The sequence below is a fragment of the Paenibacillus sp. J22TS3 genome, from assembly GCF_018403205.1.
GTDB lineage: Bacteria > Bacillota > Bacilli > Paenibacillales > Paenibacillaceae > Fontibacillus > Fontibacillus tuaregi.
The window spans coordinates 437,303-452,633 of record NZ_BOSF01000002.1 but is presented as its reverse complement, the minus strand read 5'-3'; the positions used below and the strand labels follow the sequence as shown (position 1 = coordinate 452,633).

Annotated in this window: 10 protein-coding genes and 1 pseudogene; 5 read left to right on the top strand and 6 right to left on the bottom strand. The window is 50.1% G+C overall.

Going from position 1 to position 15,331, the window contains the following annotated elements; genetic code table 11:
- Positions 1 to 46 precede the first annotated feature (46 nt).
- Positions 47 to 2,827 carry an adenosylcobalamin-dependent ribonucleoside-diphosphate reductase gene (locus KJS63_RS07955; protein ID WP_213618650.1) on the bottom strand — a complete coding sequence of 927 codons (2,781 nt, stop codon included), beginning with the start codon at positions 2,825 to 2,827 and terminating at the stop codon, positions 47 to 49.
- A 337-nt stretch (positions 2,828 to 3,164) separates the two neighbouring features.
- On the opposite strand from KJS63_RS07955, the gene KJS63_RS07950 reads away from it, so the two are divergent.
- From KJS63_RS07950 to KJS63_RS07940, 3 genes are all read left to right on the top strand, one after another.
- Entirely contained in the window at positions 3,165 to 4,907 is a 1,743-nt protein-coding gene (locus tag KJS63_RS07950) for a DEAD/DEAH box helicase (RefSeq protein ID WP_213618649.1), read from the top strand.
- A 7-nt stretch (positions 4,908 to 4,914) separates the two neighbouring features.
- The gene (locus KJS63_RS07945; protein ID WP_213618648.1) at positions 4,915 to 5,997 is read left to right on the top strand and encodes a YqhG family protein; all 1,083 of its coding nucleotides are present in this window, start codon (positions 4,915 to 4,917) and stop codon (positions 5,995 to 5,997) included.
- Positions 5,998 to 6,345: 348 nt separating this feature from the next.
- Entirely contained in the window at positions 6,346 to 7,296 is a 951-nt protein-coding gene (locus KJS63_RS07940) for a hypothetical protein (RefSeq protein WP_213618647.1), read from the top strand.
- A gap of 66 nt (positions 7,297 to 7,362) precedes the next feature.
- Here KJS63_RS07940 and KJS63_RS07935 read toward each other — a convergent pair whose 3' ends face one another.
- On the bottom strand, positions 7,363 to 7,587 hold the full coding sequence (locus tag KJS63_RS07935; RefSeq protein ID WP_068619594.1) for a YqzE family protein: 225 nt from the start codon (positions 7,585 to 7,587) through the stop codon (positions 7,363 to 7,365).
- 164 nt (positions 7,588 to 7,751) lie between these two features.
- Between KJS63_RS07935 and KJS63_RS07930 the strand changes: the two genes are divergently transcribed.
- Entirely contained in the window at positions 7,752 to 8,453 is a 702-nt protein-coding gene (locus tag KJS63_RS07930; RefSeq protein WP_213618646.1) for an N-acetylmuramoyl-L-alanine amidase family protein, read from the top strand.
- Here KJS63_RS07930 and KJS63_RS07925 read toward each other — a convergent pair.
- The 4 genes and pseudogenes from KJS63_RS07925 to KJS63_RS07910 all read right to left on the bottom strand — a co-directional run bounded on the left by KJS63_RS07925 (position 8,440) and on the right by KJS63_RS07910 (position 14,354).
- Positions 8,440 to 9,375 (bottom strand): divergent polysaccharide deacetylase family protein, encoded by a 936-nt coding sequence (locus tag KJS63_RS07925; protein ID WP_244862530.1) that lies wholly within the window; start codon positions 9,373 to 9,375, stop codon positions 8,440 to 8,442. The two genes, KJS63_RS07930 and KJS63_RS07925, sit on opposite strands and share 14 nt — an antisense overlap.
- Positions 9,376 to 9,516: 141 nt before the next feature.
- Complete coding sequence (locus KJS63_RS07920) at positions 9,517 to 10,749, bottom strand: cytochrome P450 (RefSeq protein WP_213618645.1); 1,233 nt, start codon at positions 10,747 to 10,749, stop codon at positions 9,517 to 9,519.
- A 304-nt stretch (positions 10,750 to 11,053) separates the two neighbouring features.
- Positions 11,054 to 11,947, bottom strand: coding sequence for a TetR/AcrR family transcriptional regulator (locus KJS63_RS07915; RefSeq protein ID WP_213618644.1), 894 nt, complete (start codon positions 11,945 to 11,947; stop codon positions 11,054 to 11,056).
- Between the two features lie 127 nt (positions 11,948 to 12,074).
- A pseudogene (locus KJS63_RS07910) lies at positions 12,075 to 14,354 on the bottom strand (ATP-binding cassette domain-containing protein).
- 82 nt (positions 14,355 to 14,436) lie between these two features.
- Here KJS63_RS07910 and KJS63_RS07905 point away from each other — a divergent pair.
- On the top strand, positions 14,437 to 15,288 hold the full coding sequence (locus tag KJS63_RS07905) for a helix-turn-helix transcriptional regulator (RefSeq protein ID WP_306432894.1): 852 nt from the start codon (positions 14,437 to 14,439) through the stop codon (positions 15,286 to 15,288).
- The last annotated feature ends 43 nt before the right edge of the window (positions 15,289 to 15,331 follow it).

Genomic DNA, 15,331 nt, shown 5'->3' with positions numbered 1-15,331 from the left:
ACACACTTTCAGGAGGCTTGCTTGATATATTAAGCTTTGCAATGGCTCACGAGCATCTGCTGTATCCGCAGTTACTGCAGGTTCGGCAGCCTTCCATGTTGATCAGCGAGGCTGACCCGCATGAAGGGCATAAATCACGGGAAGCGCTTTGGACCAAGCCGGAGGCATTAGACCCTGCCTGTTCCTGCTGCTCATGCCGCAGCTGTTCCACGAGTTCATCAGGGGCAGGCAGTCCTTGGCCACCGCTCTCTGATGAAGACTGCTGGGCATGCGTCTCTAGTGCCTTCGCTACCGCATCCGCAATGGATTCCACCCGATTCGGGCCAAATCCGATCGCGCCGGAGCCGCCAATTCCCTTGAGGTGTTTGATCAGCAGCTCAACCTTATGACCGTGATCCCCGTAACGTAGGAACAGAGAGCATACCCGGCCAAGCGCCTCCGCCATGGCAAACACATCCGAGCCCGCCTTCCCGACATTCAGGAAGATCTCCCCTGGAATGCCGTCCAGGTCATTAATCGTAATATAAGCCATGCCAAAAGGGGTGTTCATCTTGTACGTGGCGCCCCGCAGCACTTGCGGGCGGCTCTTATACTGCTTGTCTACGACTCTGGAGCCCGGTTTGCCCGAAGGACTGAGCTCCACAGTTTGTCCGCTCTGCAGCAGGTTCTGTATCCCCGAGCCCTCCACCTCAATCAGCCGGTCGGACGCTTCGGAACGCTGACCTTCCGCTTTCTCGGCAATGATTCGTTCAAGTTGATCTTCTACAGCTGCGGCTTTAGCACCCGCTTCTTCACCCTGCTCCTTCCGGAGCTGGTTCTGATCGGCGTTCAGCCCCATTCCCTCGGATTCAGAGCCGCTGGCTGCTGCTGTCTCGGCCTGTTGCGGCACCTCCTTCTTCTCAGTCTGAAGCACCTGGACATCCCGGCTTCCATCCCTGTAGATCGTTACGCCCTTGCAGCCCAGGTCAAAAGCAAGCTCATAGAGGCGCTTGGTCTCCTCCACTGTAAAATCCGCCGGGCAGTTCGCCGTCTTGGAGATCGAACTGTCCACCCAACGCTGAATAGCGGCCTGGGCCCGGATATGATCCTCCGCGGACAAATCCATAGCCGTTACGAAGTAAGATGGCAGCGGCTGCCCCGGGTGGGCATCCATCCATTCCTGGGCAATCGGCACAAATTGCTCATCGAAGCCAAGCCGGCTCTGTCTGAAATATTTGAAGGCAAAGTAAGGCTCAATTCCCGTTGATGTGCCTACCATCGTCCCGGTGCTTCCTGTAGGAGCCTGCGTGATAATCGTTACATTCCGAACCCCGTTCTCACGCACAGCCTCCCCCACTTCCGGGTAAGTCTCCACCATCGACTTCATAAACCCGCTCTGCAGATATTTCTCTGCATCAAAAGCTGGAAATGCCCCTTTCTCCCCCGCGATTTCCGCCGAAGCGAGATAAGCCTCCCGCGCGATGAATCCATACAAACGATCCAGAAAATCAAGGGACTCTGGACTTCCGTAGCGGATGTTCAGCTTGATCATCAGCTCCGCCAGTCCCATCGTTCCGAGCCCCACCCGGCGCTCGTTCTTCTGGTTTCTCTCGTTCTCCTCGAAATGATAAGGAGTCGTGTCAATCACATTGTCAAGAAAGCGGACAGAATCCCTCGCAACACGCCCCAGCTCCTCCCAGTCAACATCGTGATGCTGCTCATCATAGAACTTGGACAGGTTAATGGCGGATAAATTACATACCCCCCAAGCGGGCAGACCCTGCTCTCCGCAAGGATTGGTGCAAATAATCGGGTTGAAATACCAGCTGTTCGACATCTGGTTGTAATATTCCATGAATACGACTCCCGGCTCTGCGGATTTCCAGGCCGACTCCATAATAATGTCCCAGATCTCCCGCGCCTTCACGGTGCGGTAGTGAATAACTTTGCCGCCAGCCTCTTTCCACTTCTCCAGATTACCGTCCCACGTATCCGTGTAGGAAGCATCCGACGTGTCCGGGAATACCAGCTCCCAATCGAGGTCTTGCTTAACCGCATTCATAAAGTCATTGCTGATGCAGACGGACAGATTCGCATTCGTAACCTGGCCCATCGTCTGCTTCACGGTAATAAAATCAAGGATGTCGGGATGCCAGTCATTCATCATGAGCATCAGCGCACCCCTCCGGCTCCCGCCCTGTTCAATCAGGCCAGTTGTATAACTGAACAGCCCGCCCCAGGAGACGGCTCCGCTTGAGGTTCCGTTAACTCCCTTAACTACCGATCTTCTCGGCCGCAGGGAGCTTAGGTTAATCCCCACTCCACCCCCGCGGGCCATAATTTCAGTCATTTCTGAAAGGGTCTCCATGATCCCACCGCGGCTGTCCTTAGGCGACGGAATCACATAACAGTTGAACAGCGTGAGTTCTTCACTCGCTCCCGCACCTGCCGCGATCCGTCCCCCGGGAACAAGCTTCCAGTCATCCAAAATATATCTGAATCGCTGCTCCCACTCTTCCCGCAGTTCCGGGGTTGCTTCAGCCGAGGCCATCGCCTTGGCCAGCCGGTCCCACATCTCCTCAGGGGTCTTCTCTATATTTAGGGTAAGCTTCTCTACCTCGGTAACGACCTGCTCCCCGCTGCGTGTCAGCACGGTAGCTCTGCTGCCTTCCCGGCTGATGATTTCTCCGACTTCCTTGGTAGGAAACTTAGGATCATCCTTAGTCAAGACCAGCACAGTATCACCGACCGCGGCATGACTCGGATCGGGATTTTTCCAGGCATACCGGTCAAGAAATATTTTCTCACTCAAGCCTGTCAGACGTTGATGATGCAGTGTACCACTCATTTTGCAACAACCTCCTGAACATTTATAAATTCATCAGCTTTACAGCCAAATAGGTATAAAACCACAACATATTGAGCATCAATTATCATACTACACCACATATCGGAGTATTGTGATATTCGTCATATCCTCAATCCCGGATAAGAGCACCGCTAGACAGCTTTGACTATCACCCATTCTTCCTCTGTTTCTCACAAGTTATGAATAGGCTTTTTTTCGTCCATACTAACCCTACATCTCATTATAATTCAGACGGCCTGGGTTTGTACTCGTGACTCAGGGAACTAAGCATCAGCCCCTGCATCAATGAGCATCTATGAAAGGACGGAACTAGAGCATGAATACACAGCGAGAAGCTGATCTCCCGAAAGTGGAATTCGACCGTTCCTGGTACAGCCAGCTTGATACCCGGTTGGGCAAGGGAGGACCATGGGACAGCTGGGATTTGTTCTCACTAGCCATACAGTCTGAGGAGGCCGCTCTAGTTACAGATTTCGAAGAAATGCAGTGTCTGAAGCATCTGCATGGACTTGAACCTCTCCCCCATCAGACGGATACAGCCAGGAAGGTGCTGTTCGAGATGCGGGGACGCGCCATATTGGCTGATGAAGTAGGCCTGGGCAAGACAATTGAAGCAGGACTCATTCTCAAGGAATATCTCATCCGCGGGCTTGTCCGCAAAGTCCTCATCCTGGTCCCGGCCTCCCTTGTGCTGCAATGGGTCAGAGAGCTTAATTCCAAATTCGGCATCACGGCAACCGCCCAGAAGAAGGCGCACTCCTGGCAGTCCGATATTGTGGTCGCCTCTATGGATACAGCCAAACGTGATCCCCACAAGGAAATTCTGCTGGGTCAGGAATATGACCTGGTCATTGTCGACGAGGCCCATAAACTGAAGAACAAGAAGACCACCAACTACCAATTCATGCTGAAGCTCCGCAAAAAATACTGTCTTCTGCTGACTGCCACACCTGTGCAAAATGATCTGGATGAGCTGTTTAATCTTATTACCCTGCTTAAGCCCGGGCAGCTAGGCCGGCAGGGGGATTTCTCGGCGAATTTTGTGGTAGATAAGCGGGTGGTCAAGAATGAGGACCAGCTTAAAGGTGAACTCGCCAAGGTTATGATCCGCAACCGGCGCGGGGATGGACAGCTTAATTTCACCAAGCGCATAGTTCGCAATGTGCCGCTTCAACTCTCTCCAGAGGAACAAGCGCTGTATGACGGGGTTACTTCCTTCATTAAGGGCCAATACCAGGCGTCCGGCGGCAATCTCAGCAGCATGCTCTCCCTCGTTACACTGCAGCGGGAAGTATGCAGCAGCCGGGATGCAGTGTTCGTCACACTGGTGAATTTATCCAAGAAGCTGGCCCCCGATTCCCCGGTCAGAGACCAGATCTGGGAATTGGTTCATGTCATCAAGGCTATCAAAGAGAATACCAAAGCGGAGAAGACCATGGAGCTTATCCGGGAGATGAATGAGAAGGTGATCGTGTTCACGGAATACCGGGCCACCCAGGAGTACCTGCTCAACTATTTCCGGGACCGCGGTTTGTCCGCAGTTCCTTACCGGGGCGGGATGAACCGGGGCAAGAAGGATTGGATGATGGATCTGTTCCGGGGGAAATCCCAGGTAATGATCGCTACCGAAGCTGGCGGAGAGGGCATCAATCTGCAATTCTGCCGCAACATGATCAATTTTGACCTGCCCTGGAACCCCATGCGTGTTGAGCAGCGGATCGGGCGCGTTCACAGACTCGGCCAGCAAAACGATGTCAGGATCTACAACCTGTCCACAAACGGAACGATTGAAGAACATATCCTGAATCTTCTGCATGAGAAGATCAACATGTTCGAGACCGTCATCGGGAGCCTGGATGTCATCCTCGAACGGTTTGAGAAGAAGCACTCACTGGAGAAAAGCTTGTACAAGATCATGCTGGAGTCTGAGAGCGATGAGGAGCTCAGGAAGCAGGTGGAGTCGCTTGGGCAGTCCCTGGATTCGATCAAACAAGAAGTGATTAGCGCCGGAGATCCCCAAGAAGAAGAGGGAAATCTGGAGCAGCTCTTAGGAGGCTAAGACCGTTATGACCATGACAACGGAACAAATCCGGGATTATGTGCTGACCTACCTTCAGACCACAGGTTGTCAGATTCTAGACCAATCCCCCTATCACGTCACAACGAAGCTCTCTCCTGAAGCCGACAAGGAACTGACCGGACGGCCGTTCTACTGGGGATTCATTGAGCGTACACAGACGGAGCCGGAGACAATGTCTTTCTTGTTCGTCTTCGATCCTGAACAGTACGATGCGGCTGAGCTCCTGAAATCGGAGAATGCGGAACAAGAGCGGCGAAGCAAGCTTCATGCCCAGCTGAATCAGCCTGTAAGATCATCGGGAGCCGTATCAGGCCCCCAATCAGAACCATCAGGACCACCATCAGGATGGGTCCAGCCCGCCTCGGCTCCCCAAGCCGAAGACAGCATCTTAGGGCGTTACTTCGGTGTGGTCCGGCCGCTCCCGAACGTAGGTCCGGGAAGAATTCAACGGGAACACCTGCATTTCGGCAGCCCCCGGCTGAATTCAATCTTCTCAGCGGCGAAGCGCGGAGGCAGCTGTGTCTACCTGTTTGAAGACCCTGGCCAGCGGCAGCGGGTCACCCTCTTCCCTGCCGCTTATGAGCCCTGGCTGGGCGTGTGCTTCAAAGCTGAGTTCGCTTGTGATATGAAACGCGAGGAGCTGCACTTCATCGGCGTCTCACTGTCCAGCGGCAGAATTGATATTCACTTCCGTGAACGGCTCGAGGGTAGGGACCTGACGCCAAGATTGCCGGAGAATATTCATATTGAGCCCACCAGCCTCAGTCTGGATCAGGGGCGGGAAGCTCTGGAGCAGGCGTTAATGAGCCGATTGGATGCGGTTGATTCAAGCTGGGCCATCGAAGCCCATAACCGGCTCCAGGAGGAACTGGAGCTGATTGACGCTTATTACAAAGATCTGCTGCTTGAGGAAGACCCCGAGAAGAAGCTGTCTGCTCAGGAGCAGTATGAAGCCAGACGGCAGGAAATACGCTGGCAGTACGAGCCCCGCATTCTTGTTTCCGCCATAAATTGCGGAATCTTTCATCTCCGTCCGGACCCATTAAGACAAATAGACCGGTATCGCTAAAAGACCGCAAAAATAGAACGCCGCTGACAAGCTTGTCCCGACAGGTTGTAACAGCCTTCTGAGGCAGGCTTGGCTACAATAAATGCATCTATTTCACTATATAAAATGAACTAATAAAGGTTACCCTTTAGAGCGCTGCGATGCCGAGTGTTCTTTTCTTTAAGGCCGCTGTTGTCTCCGTATTGCTTGAACTAGATATCCAAGTAGGGGCATTTCGGAGACAAAGCCGGACGCTCCGCTTCTTCAGAATCACTCGCCCTCTCCGCTGTGAGAGGTTAATTTTTAAAGTTCATTTTATATAGGTCAATCCGAGGACAAGCTCACTACTCTATCAAGGCAGGTGCCCCTATGAAGAACCGACTATGCCGGCTGCTCCGCACGAGTCTACTCTTGTCGCTGGTGCTGTCAAGCCATGAGACTTTGTTCGCTGCTCCTGCATACGCTAATGCTGCTGCAGAATTAGCCAACATTGCCACCGCTCCTGAAAAAGTGGAGCAATTCGCACAGAAAATGATCAAAAATCTGTCCAGCCAGGACCCGTTCCGGGATTGGGCGGGGGCTAGATTGTACACTCAGCCGCTGGGACCAGGCACCCATTCCTGGATGGTGATCGTGGAGGGAACCTCCCCGGCATCCAGCGGGTATTTAATTATTGGAGCAGCCCCGCATGGAGGTTATGCCTTAATTGAATATGGGCTTGGGTCAGACCCGTTATTCTCCGAGAAGAGCCGTGAACAGATGCTCAGCTCCCTAAGAAGCCAAGGGCAGTCTGGGAGCTTTGAAGTGGAGATGAGATATGCGGGACCTGCTCTAGCCGAGTGGAAGGCCGTTCCCAAAGCGGCCGGCCTGCCTTCTAAATATTTTGATGCCGTAAGCGGGGAACTTCTGCCAGAATCAGACGCAAGCTGGGCCAGACAGCTGAATAACCCGTTATCCCTGACCTCACCGAAGCTTGTTAACAGCAGCCATAAGTTGAAACAACCTGACAAAACTGTGATTACGAGCCGTGCCTTTAATACTTATGAGAATCTGACCTGGATGGTCCAAAAGCCCCTCCAGCTGAAGACAGGCGCCATTACGGCTGTGCTTAAACAGAAAAAAAGGCTGGTCTACGCCTCACGGGGTGGTGATCGTACTTATTCCATCTCCCTGCCGGTAAACGGTTTTCAGCGCTGGGCTGGAGATGACACGATCAGGGACTGCACTTATATCCTTTCCAAATCAGGATCTCTAAGCCGCTGGATTGCTCTTCCTGTCCTTGAGCAGATGGGAGAATTTTATGAGACAGACGGCAGCTAAACTATAGGCAGGAACGACAAAAAGCTGATCCCCTTTGAAATGAATGGGCTCAGCTTTTTTATGCCATCAATTGATATCATTACGGGTCGAAGATTTCTTCCGCCGTTCCTTCAGAAGGGGCAGCGGCTCGCTCTCCCACCACATCCCGATGGCGAAAGGAAGCATTCCAAACCACTTACGGCTCCAGGGCTCCCGGGCAGGACGCTGCTGCCGCCGGATTTCCTTGGGAGTCTCCATCACATATACAACCTTCTCGGTAATGATCTTAACCAGTTCATCGCCGCTGGCCATGAACAATCCCTCCTCTATATAAGGACAATCATCTCCTTACCTCTATTGTGCGCCCGAATTGCACTTCTTATTCCTGAATTTTTTGCTGCTGACTTGCATGCATGATTTCTAAACGGGAAACCTAAGACAAAGGCAAAAGAAACCAATCCTAAAGGTGATTATTCATGAAGAAGATACTTCAGGTTATTATGGCTATACAATTTCTTACCCTTTCCGCGGCGTTCCCTGCATCAGCACAAGAAACCCGTCCCGATGAAATGGACAGGCTGGCAAGACATGCCTTTCCGGAGCCCATCATCCTCATTGATGCTGGTCACGGCGGAATTGACGGAGGGACCTCATTCAAGGAAATACTGGAGAAGGATATCAACCTCGATATTTCCCGCAAGCTGTACCTGATTCTTAAGGCAAAAGGATACCAGGCTGTTCTTAACCGGTCCGAAGATTATGCGCTTAGTGACGATAACCATTGGCTGAAGAGCCGTTCCCGTCATATGCGTGATCTTGCGCAGCGGAAAGCCTTGAGTGACGAGCTGACCACATCCGTTGTGGTCAGTGTTCATGTGAACTGGGGGCGCAACAGTGCCAAGCGGGGTCCGGTTGTGCTTCATCAGAATGAAGGGCGCAGTGCGCTGTTGGCTTCAGCTATTCAGAATGCACTGGACCCGCTTTACAATACACGCACCTGGCCTATGCTCGGCAAACCGTTTTACCTGCTTAATCATGTCGCCTATCCGGCGGTCATCGTTGAGACCGGATACCTCAGCAACGCGCAGGATCGGGCTATGCTCACACGCCCTAAGGGGCAGATGGAAATTGCCAAGGCTATCGCTGCGGGAATTATGGAGTATTTTACGGAAATATAAGCCCAGGGTTAATCTGAGGCTGATCCCGAGCCAGCTCACTGACTCCAACAAAATCCGCTTCCTGTTTGAGCTTATCGATCGACTGCTTTAAGACAGCCGCAGTCTTCTTCCCTTTGCCTCCAACGTGGCCTATCGTTACACAGTGGTCATGCTCCTTCAGCCACTCCGCCACCTTCATAATCTGTTTGGAGATGTGCTGGATGGATGCAACATCATCAAGAAAGATATGGTTATTGACCTGTGGCAGGCCTCTTTGGGCACAAAGCTTTCCGACCACTGATCTATAATTTGTTTTGCTGTCTACAAAGAACAGTCCCCGCTCTTTGCATACATCAAGCACAATCGACATGATCCGTTCATCGGCAGTTGCCTTGGAGCCCATATGGTTATTGATCCCTACAACAAATGGAACATTGTCGATAGCTTCTTCAACACGTTTTCGCACCTCAGCATCAGACATGCTTGTCAGGATAGCCCCCGGGCCCAGCCACTCGGGCCTTCCGTGTTTGGGTTCCATCGGCAGATGCAGCAGCACATCATACCCCCGCTCATGGGCACGCTTTGCGTCCTTTTCGGTGGAAGGAAGGAAAGGCATAACGGCCACCGTCAGCTTGACCGGCATGCTGAGAATTTCATCCGTACCGGCCATATTGTTGCCCAGATCATCAATGATGACGGCAAGTTTTTTCTTAGGCTGGTGAACCTCCGGGCTTTTGACCGATCCTGGATTTCCTGGATTTCCGAGATTTGCGGGATTTGCGGTTTTTCCAGCCCCATCCAAGGTAATCTGCATTGATCTGAGGCCGGCCGCCTGCACTTTAACCTCAGGTTGAAACGAAGCGGCAGCCAACCCGCATAATAACGTTGCTGTAAGCACACGGGCAGTCTTCTTCCCAATTGTCCTGAACATTCTCCTGTCCATATTCCGCCCCTCCTTAGCTAAACAAGTTGTTTCTTCATTGTGTGAGGTTGGGGAGCTAAATATGTATGCCAATCAAGGGAGGTTCAGGTTCTCATTTCTGAAGTGAAAAAGGCCAACCAGCTGAACTGGTTGACCTCGTTGTTAACTTATCACTTTCATTGGAAGGTGAATCAGGGATTGGCCTGGTGCGGAAGCCACCAGATTGTTCTCCAGATCAAAATCAGGGACTGGTTCGATCCGCGAAAATTTTTGAAGAAATGCCGTTAAAGCGATGGTAAGCTCTAATCTGGCTAAGGGTGCTCCCAAACAAAAATGAGGCCCATTTCCAAAGGTAAGATGTTTCTTGTTGTTTTTGCGATGAATATTGAGGGTGAACGGATCTTCAAACATATGCTCATCTACATTAGCCGAGCTCATGCAGGCGATGACAACATCCCCCTTTTTCATTTGAACACCTAGAAGATTATTGTCCTGCTTCACGGTACGTTCCCGTTTGGAAATATGGAACCGGTAACGAAGCATTTCTTCCACAGCATTGGCGGCAAGTTCCGGAGTGTTTCTTAATTGCTCATACAGAATCTTATCATCATATAAGAGTGAATAAAAAGTACTGGAGAGCATGTGACTTGTAGTCTCAATGCCCGCTCCCAATAACAGCATGGTTGAGCGAACGACCTCATCATCGGTGAAACGTTCTCCCTCAAGCTCTGCCTTCAACAAATCCGAGATAATATCATCGGAGGGATTGGATCTCTTCTGAACAACAACAGGGTATAGATACTCGAAATACTCCTGGGCCGCTATCTGTTTCTTGGCCTGAATCTCCTGCTCGTCTTCCAAGCTGTAAGGTTGGAACAGAACATCCACCCATTTCTTGAATAGATGATAATCATGTGATGGAACACCAAGCAAATCGGCCATCACGATGGCTGGCAGCGGACTGGCAAGTGACTGCACGATGTCTGTCACACCGTTATCCGGAATGTCATTGATGAGGTTCTGAACCACTTCTTGGATGCGCGGCTCCCAAGCTTTCAGGCTTCGTGGTGTAAAAGCAGCCGACATGAGCGAGCGGTACTTTTGATGCCGGGGCGGGTCTACGCTTGTAAGGCTAATTTTCTCTGGAACCGCCCCTTCTTTATTACCGGTGCCGACGGTTATGGTGGTTCTATTGCCCTCCACAGTGAAAAATTCATAATCGCTGATCACTCTTTTGACATCATCATAACGAAAAACATTCCACGTATCCGTCTCCTGATGGTAATAAACCGGGTGCTCATTTAACATCTTCTTATACCATTCCATAGGAAAAAACTGTTCGGCTCTGGTCTTGAATTGAGTAATAGTATCCAAAAAAATCACTTCTTTATACATTTAAGGCTACTCCTCCTCTGCTTGATCTTGAATCAGCGCTTTAGTTCAGAGACGTCTTCCTCCTAAAATATAAGAGATACTTTATCGACTGACACCACTCCCTCTCCTTAAAACGACATTTTCATATAATACTAGAATTTTTTACCACCCTTCAAGTATATACTGACGGTATAATTAATTTCAAATTTACTTATATGAATCATGATAGATACTTATATTAAAGGATTTTGTGAATATACGATGAGTATATTATTAAAAAAACCGCAGCAAAAAAAGCCTGGCATCCGCCAAGCTGTACTCCGGTCTATGTTGTTTTAATATGTTCTAAATACCACCAACAGCTTCTCGCAATCCTCTGGCCTTCCCGGCTAAAAGCACTCTGCGCGGACTCCTTCTGAAATGCAATTAAAACGACCTCAATCACAGTAACGTTATTGCCATCCTGCCTTTCAATCAAGTCCAGCATTCCCTGCGTAAGATCTTCTAATTTCGTTGATTCCTTCGAGTTCTGTACTATCTTGTGAAACTGTTGTAAATCAGAGATTAGAGCCTCTTTATTTATTGTACTTTCCTCTTCATCAGGTCCGTATTGACGGAGCAGTGACAAGGCCTGTTCATCAAAAATATGCTCATTCCTTTCCTGCATCGCTCGAAGCAGAACCCCTACATAGGTCAATACCTTGGATACAGCCTCATACCAATCCGGCTTCTGGGAGTGAAAGCACCTTGACATATTATCAATTTGGTGCAGCAATCCATAACACAATATAGCCCCTTCGCTGGCATAACTGCTAATCTCTTCCCCAAACAGGTGAATGAAGCGTTCAGACAGCCACTTTAATTGCATGCTCGCCAGTTTCGTTGAATTAACTTCCCCTGAATAAAAACCCGCCCAAAATAGTTCCCATACTCGTTCTTTATCCGGCAGGATCATGGGCACAGCAATCTGATCCACGAGCCGGTCGAAATCGGAAGCATAAGGCTTATACTCCAGACTTTTTCGGATTTCAAGATCTTCCTGCATGCGTTTTTCAAAAATAGCGTGGAAACAATCCTCTTTCGAATTAAAAAATTTATAAAATGTTCCTTTCGAGACTCCTGATTGATCAAGAATCATCTGAATGGTTGTGTTCGCCAAGCCGTGCTCAATGAATAGGCTGAGTGCCGATTCTAACAACATTTCTTTGCGTTTGCTCATCTTTTTTCTCACCGATCGTTTTTGATTCCCATTGTATCACTAGCCGTAACAGGAAAATAGGGGGCTGGCAGATGCTTGTACCACAGATTTCGAATAGGCAAAAAAAGGCCCACGGAATGGCCGAATATCAGGAGCCTGAGTCCGGATATATCGCTTGCTTGATATGTTGTCCGGTCAGCGATGCAGGACAATCCATAATCCCATGAGGAGGTCCTTCAAATAAAACGGTTCCTCCCTCCTGTCCTGCACCTGGACCAAGATCGATGATCCAATCCGCCTGACAGATGACCTGCAAATTATGTTCGATAACAATTAAAGTGCTGCCCTGTTCAACCAAACGGTTCATGATGTGAATCAACTGATCAACATCCGACATATGAAGTCCTGTCGTGGGTTCATCAAGCACATAGATATTCCCGGTTGCTTCAAGCTCAGCAGCCAGTTTTACCCGCTGCAGCTCGCCTCCCGACAAGGTGCTGAGCGGCTGGCCTAAAGATACATAGCCGATACCGGTCTCCTTTAAGCCTTTAAGCACTGAGGCAATCTCTGGGTTATCCCGGAAAAAATCATACGCCTCATCCACGCTCATAGCCAATATATCGCTGATATTCAATCCGCAAAATGTCATCGCCAGCACCTCATCCTTAAACCTGCGGCCATGACACTCTTCACAGACCGTTTGAACCGTATCCATAAAGGCAAAATCCGTGTATATCACCCCTAAGCCTTTGCAATGAGGGCAGGCCCCTTGTGAATTAAAGCTGAAGAGCGAAGCGCTCACCCGGTTTTCTCTGGCAAATAGGCTCCGGATCACATCAAAAATTCCGGTATACGTAGCCATATTGGAGCGGCTTGAAGCAACGATTGTGCTCTGGTCAATAAGAACCGCCTCAGGATAGCGTTTCGAGAACTCTTGATGGATCAATGTGCTTTTGCCTTATCCCGCCACTCCTGTAACAACGGTCATCACTCCGGTAGGGATGCGTACACTTACGTCTTTTAAATTGTTCATCGTGGCGTGCTGAACCTCCAGCCAGCCGGCAGGCTGTCTGACTTCAGGTTTGAGTGTGAGTTTATGCTTCAGCGCCTTGGCGGTCAATGTGTCTGACTTCAGTAAACGTTCCAAATCCCCCTCATAGACGACGGAACCGCCGAACTTTCCAGATTTCGGCCCCATCTCCACAATATGATCGGCAATGTGTATAACGTCGGGGTCATGCTCCACGATGAGAACGGTGTTGCCTTTATCCCGGAGCTCCCTCATCAGACGGTTGATCGTGCTGACGTCATGCGGATGAAGTCGAATGCTCGGCTCATCAAAAATATACGCAAGATCCGTTAAGCTGTTTCCAAGCTGGCGCACGATCTTGATCCGCTGTGATTCACCGCCTGAAAGGCTGGATGTTTCACGATTCAGGTTCAAATATCCAAGCCCAATCGTAACAAGATGGGTCAATCGCTCCGTAATCGCTTCTGTCACCGTCCGACCTTCCGGTACGTGAACGGTCCGAATGTACCCGAGCAGGTCACTGATCTGCATTCTGCCGCAGTCCGCAATATTCAACCCATTTAACCTGCACTCCAGCACAGCTTGATTTAATCTGCCACCCTTACACGCAGGACAAAGCGCCTCAGCCACCACATGATCAATCGCTTCTTTGTACCGCTCGCCATCCCTGGATTCCGCCTTATCCAGAAAAGTGCGCTTAATTCGTGGAATGACCCCTTCATACAAGGAGGTTGGCGGCCAGCCTTCAAGTGGATGCGGCGGTTTGAATCCGGTTTTGTACAGCAGCGTGTCCATTTCATCTTCTGAATAATCCTTCAGCTTTTTATCATTGTCAAACAGACCCGTGCATACATAACGCTTCCATCTGACCTCGCCAGGATAAAACGTTGGGAACAGAATTGCCCCCTCATTCAGCGATTTCTCCTTATCGATCAGCCGGTCGACCATAATTGTTTTGGCTTTGCCTAAGCCTTCACATTCGGGACACATCCCTTGCGGATTATTAAAGGAGAAGACGCTTGACTCCCCGACAAACGGCTTCCCGAAACGGGAAAATAACAGGCGCAGCAAAGCATAGATATCCGTGGCTGTACCGACGGTTGATCTGGCGTTCCCTCCGATTCTCTTCTGGTTGATAACGATGGCTACCGGCAGCTTGTCAATGGACTCTACCTTAGGCTGCCCGTAATGCGGAAGCCGATTGCGGATGAAGCTGGAATAGGTTTCGTTCAACTGCCGCTGCGATTCCGCCGCAATCGTATCAAATACCAGTGCCGATTTACCTGAACCAGACAAGCCTGCAAACACGGTAATTTGTTTCTTCGGAATGGCTACATCTACTCCCTTGAGGTTTTTCTCTCTCGCACCGGTAACCTGAATAAAATCATTACTGCTCATGATGCCTCTCCTCCCCTTTAAGCATGTTCATTAAAATTGTATACTCTAAACATGTCAATTACTGTCATGTTAACCATTCAATATTTCCATCCGGACAGCGCACAGGTATTTGATGGATCTAAGTGAAATGGGCGTTCCGCTCTATACCGAGCCAGGCCGCGGGGGTGGTTACCGGATACTGAACAACCGGATGCTGACGCCGATTATCCTGGATGAAGACGAGGCATTTGCCATTTTCTTCGCCTTTCAATCTCTTAGGTACTATCCTTCCATGCCTTTTGACATCAACATGAATTCAATCTCCAGAAAACTGTATGCGAGTCTTCCTGCTGATGCGCAAAACAAAATCGACCGTCTCGAATCCGTTCTAGCTTTTTGGACTCACAAAACAAGCAATCCTTCACCTTTTCTCAAAGAAATCATTGAGGCGGCCACCGAGAATCGAATCCTTGAAATGGTATATGCTTCGAAAGCAGATAATACCGTGCGGGAAATTGTACCTCTCGGTCTATACGCGTATAACGGCTTCTGGTATATGCCTGCTTTCGATCCCGCAGCTTACGAAACCCGTCTGTTCCGGGCTGACCGGATTGTGTTATTGAAGGTGACACAGGACATCGCCGTTCCGCCGGTTAACCTGCCCAGCTGGCTGGATAACCAGACCGCGCAAGCACCCAAGAACCCTGTCCGGCTGTATGTGGAGCTGACCCGGGAAGGCATCCGGCAGTGCCGCAGTCAGCCATGGCTGGAGCCTTATATCGTCACGACTGATGAGGTGTACGGTTATGTGGAGACCGAGATCGATCAGAGTGAGCTGGAGTTTGTATCCAGCTACTTCTTTCAGCTGGGCACCTCAGCCAAGGTGCTTGAACCACGCGAGATTGCAGACCGGATAGGCATGATGGCCAAAGAGCTGTACCACCATTACTTATAGAAGCTTCTTATTTCAACAGGAATTAAAAACCCGTCAAAAGCCT